Genomic DNA, 5042 nt, shown 5'->3' on the forward strand with positions numbered 1-5042 from the left:
AGAAAAAGGGAGAAAACTTCCTAAACATGCTATTCCTATTCTCCATAAGATGTTGGATCAATTGAGTCCACACCCTAGTATGCTGCCGCCGCCAGACGTGGTGACAACAACAAAGCCGTCGCTAGCGGTATTTGTGGTTGTTTGGGGATCCGTAAACACGGGTGAAAAACCGGACCCGAGTAAATCGCTCAGCGGAATGATAGATGTGGTGATTTCATCAGATATCCTGATATCTTCCGCCAACGTTTCTGCCCCGTCGGTTTGCGCGGCAGTGCTTATGATCTCTGTCGGGTCCAATACACCTTGCGTACTCAACAATTCCAGAATTGTACCAATGCTTTGGTGGTATGGCTTCCCGCTTGGGCTGGTGGTTTCTTCTGGGGACAACGCAGTTTCTTTTGTTGCGCCTGTGATGATAAGGGACGCCAAAGGATCATCAAGCTCTTCGTCTAATAGGTTGAAATGTTGGGTATCTTCTAAAAGAGAATGGTCGTTACCCTGTGCTGTGTGTGTCTCTCGAATTTCTGAAAGCTGAACGGTTCTATCTTCTGCTTGCGGATCAATTGATGCTGTTCCAGGTAAAGCGATATCTTCCTCGGTCTGGAGTGCAGGAAGCGTTTCAAACAGACCTTCAACCCCCAGAATGATAAAAGAGGCGTGCAGCTGATAGTCATAGGGATCGCGCTGTGTATTCTTTTGACGCTTTTTATAATACAGCGCCAAAAGATCTGATTTGCTTTTCCATGCCAGCCGTTTGGAACGGGACGTCATAACAGAGGGGGACGAACCTGCGTTCTTTGAGGTGTCATCTTGATCTGATGCAGGGTTTGAATCCGTAAAGAGAGTATCCAAAGATGTATCCGCATCCTCCGGGTCGTAAAACACAGGGGGGATGAACATAAAGATAAACTCTTCGCCCAACTGTAGTTTTTCTTTCAGGCGCTTTCTGGCGCGTGACAATCTGCTCATTACTGTGCCAATTGGCACAGAAAGGCTTCTGGCTGCTTCTTCATAGCTATGGCCAAAGGAAACAATCTGTTCCAGAACTTCCTGATCCTTTTGCGGCAGGTTCTTAAGAACATCCTGCACACGGTTCAAGAGGGATCGGTGCTCTATTTCCTTAGCAAAACAGATGTTGTTCTGGATGCTGGCATTTTCAATTTCGGTTTGAGACTGCAACTCCTTTTGCCGACGCTTTATCTGGTTAATCCAGAGGTTCTTCATCATTGGGAACAACCACTGTTCCATTTCATAAGCATCGTTATAGAGATGCTTTTTGGCATGGGCACGACCATAGGTTTCCTGAAACAGATCGGAAGCCAGGTCGTCGTCTTTTGTTAAATACCGGGCATAGCGTTTAAGCTTTGGCATCGAAGATTCTAATTTATGCTCAAAATTCAATTGCTTGGGCCTTATCAAATATGTTTGTGTCTAATTGTTTTTGCGCAAGCATTGATGCCGCGCGTATTAAATAACATCTTCTGGTGGTAAAATGATTGCTGCACCATACCTGCCTAAGCCAGAGTATCAAGCGTATTATGGTTCAACATGTTGGTCAGGATATCAGTATCAGAGGTTCCAGTAGGCCAACCAAGGCTAGAGAGTGTTTGGTTTTCGAGAACAATGATGTGATCTGTAACACCATCCTGATTGGTATCAATATTAATATTAACGCCGTTTGTTCCCTGACTGAAATCCAAATATTGATCAAGATTGGATACTGTTTGCGCGGTATTGAGTAAATCGCCGAGGTCGATAATATCATCAAACCGGAAGTCTTTGATGGTATCTGTTTCAACCGAACCATTGGTGGCAATGTCTGCCTGACGGAATACAAATCGATCACTTCCACCTACGCCGTACATAATGTCATTCCCACGACCACCAGTGATTATGTCATCCCCCCCGACATTATGACCAGTACTCATTGGATAGGTTTGGCTATCCCCGTAAATGATGTCATCGCCATCACCCCCATCGATAATATCATCGCCTCCCAATGCGAAGTTAAACCCGAAACCTTGGATATAGCCGTTTTGATGTATAGAATCTCCCCAAATACGGTCGTTTCCATTTCCACCATAAATGATGTCATCTCCACCGGAATAGGTGTTCGTGTCAAAGACGTTTATGCTCCCTGCGTCCCCAACGATACCATCATCCCCATCCCCGCCGTAAAGGATATCATTTCCGCCGTTTGAATCATTTAGAAGTCTGCCATCCCCATAGATATTATCATTCCCATCATTACCGTAAAGGGTATCATCGCCACCGACTGAATCGTTGATGACATCAGAATCTCCGTGAATACTGTCGTTCCCGGTTCCCCCGGAAAGCGTGTCATCCCCCCCCACAGAGTTGGTCAGATAGTAGCTATCACCATTCATGTAATCGTTTCCACCGCCACCGTTGATAACATCATCACCAGCAACAGCGTTCGTTAAGAAAGTATCGTCCCCGAAGATCGTATCATCGGTTGAAAGCCCTGTGATATGGTCATCCCCAAAAGACGTTGATGTTTGGTGGGTGATTGTGACCGACGATGCCAGCCCGGCGCTGGTTGCTTGAATGTTATAGGAACCAGCCGTCCAGGCATTATCGGCTGAAAAGATAATGGATGAAAACGGCGCAGTTACTTCCCATGCAGTGCCGTTGCTTCCGGGAACCATTGTACCCTGATTAAGGACCGTCCCGGCGGGAAAACCCTGTAATAGAATAGTTTCTGTCGGGGACAGATTGTGGGCAAAGCTAATTTGATAAACATTATTTGCGCCATCACCAACAATAATACCGCTATCGACCAGAACATCGTTTCCATCACCGCCCCTCAAGGTAATTGGCCGATTGTTAAAGGTTCCCTGATCGCGGATCGAAGTGGGCAGTAAGTTCAGTGACAGGTTTAAAAAAGGGGCGAGCGGGGTATCTAAATTGCCTGTATTCCCCCGATCCGTTGTATCAGACTGATTACCGATAAGACCAAATTCCAACTCTGTCGGATCAATAACGCCCTGTCGGTTTAACAGGTCGATTGCGTTTCCCAAGTCATCGCTGTATTGGCTTCCTCCGCCCCCAACGAGTGCTACGGCATCCCCCGCTGCCGTCTCGATGGGGGCCTGATCCAATATCTTGGCAAGTTCTTCTTTTTCTTCTTCGGAAAGGGTCGCAATGATATCTGCAAAGTAGCTGGGGTCACCCAAAGCACTGGCAAATTCAACTAGGGTATCATCCGCACTGGCAGAAGCCCCAGAAGGCATCACATCACTGGTAAGAGTATCAGGGGCAATAAGGTGATTTAAGCTTGCATCAAGCCCTTGTGAAACTGTGTTTGTTTCCTGAGCATCAACAGATTTTTTTTCAAGGCGTATCGTCATAGCTTTTTCCCGTAAATTCTTTGTCTGACAAGCAAACAAATTCGAAAGTTACTAGGACTACAGCCCGGATTTCTTTTTATTCCATTTTTTTTGAATTATTTTTTATGGGAAGAAATGGTAAGGGTATCGATGGTTAGGTATGGGTTGTTAGTGAATTGATTTATTGTAATAATTTTTTAAACTGTGCTGATGACTATACGTCTTCCAACTTTAGGCTATAGTAAGAATTTAGGTAATTAAATAGCCATTTACGTTGCTCATCTGTCGCTGTCGTAAAGAAGCTTATCCTATGGCGACCTTGGTCAATAGTTATCCTATTTCCGTGGTCTGTTTCTCTTAAGGTAAGAGTTCCTAGTTGTTCTGATGTGAAGGTATGGTGTTTGGTTTTGTAAAAAAGTGTTTTATGGAACTCTTTTTTACAGCTCAAACTACTTAAAAAAGCCCCGATTTTAATATTTGGTCTTCCGCTATTATAATTGAGGGCCGATTGCGTTAATGTTAAAGATTCAGGTGTTTCGCCTTTTATTTTCAAGGCGGTTAACGCAGATGCCATCAAAATAGGGTCAAGCTCACCGCGAATAATGACATCAAAGAGCTGCTGACTTTCTTCTTGCGTAAGGGATTGTTGTTCATAAAGTTTTTTGATAATTGTTTCCATTATTTCTCTTCCCATTTCCTTATGCGTTGTTTTTCTCAAGCGCCCATTCGATAGCTTCCTGCACTTCAGACTGCGCATCGCTGTCGATCTTCGCAAGCTCTTCTTCGGTGCAAAGGCCTTGCTCCAACAATAAGGCGCGAGTAGCTGGCACAGGCCAGGCTTTTTTCGCCTCTTCAAGTTCGTCTTTAGGTAAGTGATCGGTAAAACCCCAACCCGCGTGTGGCGCCAAACGCATAGTCATGGCTTCAACAAATACCGGGCCTTTGCCGTTGCGCACGTCGTCAATGATTGACTTCATGCCGTTGTGGAATTCCACGGGATCATTACCGTTGAGTTGCACACCTTTGAAACCCAGCGCTTCGGCTCGGTCGGTAAAGTTCTCACTGGCGGTATATTCGGGTATGGGTGTGTACTCGCCGATCATGTTGTTCTGGCAAAGGAATATTACTGGCAGTTTCCAAACACCCGCCATGTTCATGGCTTCGTGTACAGCACCGATACTGGTGGCACCGTCACCAAAGTTAACGATGGTCACCGCCTTGCTGCCTCTCATCTGGTTGGCTAGGGCAAGCCCGTTAGCAATGGGGGCACCGGCACCCACAATGGCTGTGGTTAACATAGAGCCAGACGAGGGGTCTGAAATATGCGGTGAACCGCCCTTACCTTTGTTAACGCCGTCTACTCGGCCCAGCGCTTCGGCAAACAGCCCTTTCAACGGTACACCTTTAGCCACCTGATCGTGAATACCACGGTAGATAGTCACCATGTAATCTTCATCAGTGACAAGCGGTGCAAGCGACGCTGGAATAGCTTCCTGACCTGTCATCGGCCAGTAAGTAAATTGAAACTTACCGCTCGACCAGCCTGCCTGAATTTGCTTGTCCACTTCGTGGATTCGGGACATCTGGCGGTAAATTTCTCGCAGCGTGTCATGCTCTATATTTAGGTCTTTTGACATAACGTCATTCTCCATCAAAAAGGATTCTGCAGTGCTCGTGAATGTACGCGACCAG

4 protein-coding genes are annotated in these 5042 nt (G+C 46.1%); all 4 read right to left on the bottom strand.

Features of this window, described 5'->3' with window-relative positions:
* Positions 1 to 57: 57 nt before the first annotated feature.
* Entirely contained in the window at positions 58 to 1371 is a 1314-nt protein-coding gene (locus Q0241_RS10385) for an RNA polymerase sigma factor (RefSeq protein ID WP_299377062.1), read from the bottom strand.
* Positions 1372 to 1514: 143 nt separating this feature from the next.
* On the bottom strand, positions 1515 to 3371 hold the full coding sequence (locus Q0241_RS10390) for a type I secretion C-terminal target domain-containing protein (RefSeq protein WP_299377064.1): 1857 nt from the start codon (positions 3369 to 3371) through the stop codon (positions 1515 to 1517).
* 193 nt (positions 3372 to 3564) lie between these two features.
* Entirely contained in the window at positions 3565 to 4029 is a 465-nt protein-coding gene (locus Q0241_RS10395) for a hypothetical protein (RefSeq protein WP_299377066.1), read from the bottom strand.
* 19 nt (positions 4030 to 4048) lie between these two features.
* The coding region (locus Q0241_RS10400; protein ID WP_299377068.1) for a thiamine pyrophosphate-dependent dehydrogenase E1 component subunit alpha at positions 4049 to 5042 on the bottom strand (994 nt) is incomplete at its 5' end.

This window comes from uncultured Kiloniella sp. (genome assembly GCF_937128705.1).
In the GTDB taxonomy this organism is placed as follows: domain Bacteria; phylum Pseudomonadota; class Alphaproteobacteria; order Kiloniellales; family Kiloniellaceae; genus Kiloniella.

Excerpts from the sequence above, each read along its gene's own strand:
- Q0241_RS10385 (WP_299377062.1), bottom strand. The coding sequence starts at position 1,371 with ATGCCAAAGCTTAAACGCTATGCCCGGTATTTAACAAAAGACGACGAC.
- Q0241_RS10390 (WP_299377064.1), bottom strand. The coding sequence starts at position 3,371 with ATGACGATACGCCTTGAAAAAAAATCTGTTGATGCTCAGGAAACAAAC.
- Q0241_RS10395 (WP_299377066.1), bottom strand. The coding sequence starts at position 4,029 with ATGGAAACAATTATCAAAAAACTTTATGAACAACAATCCCTTACGCAA.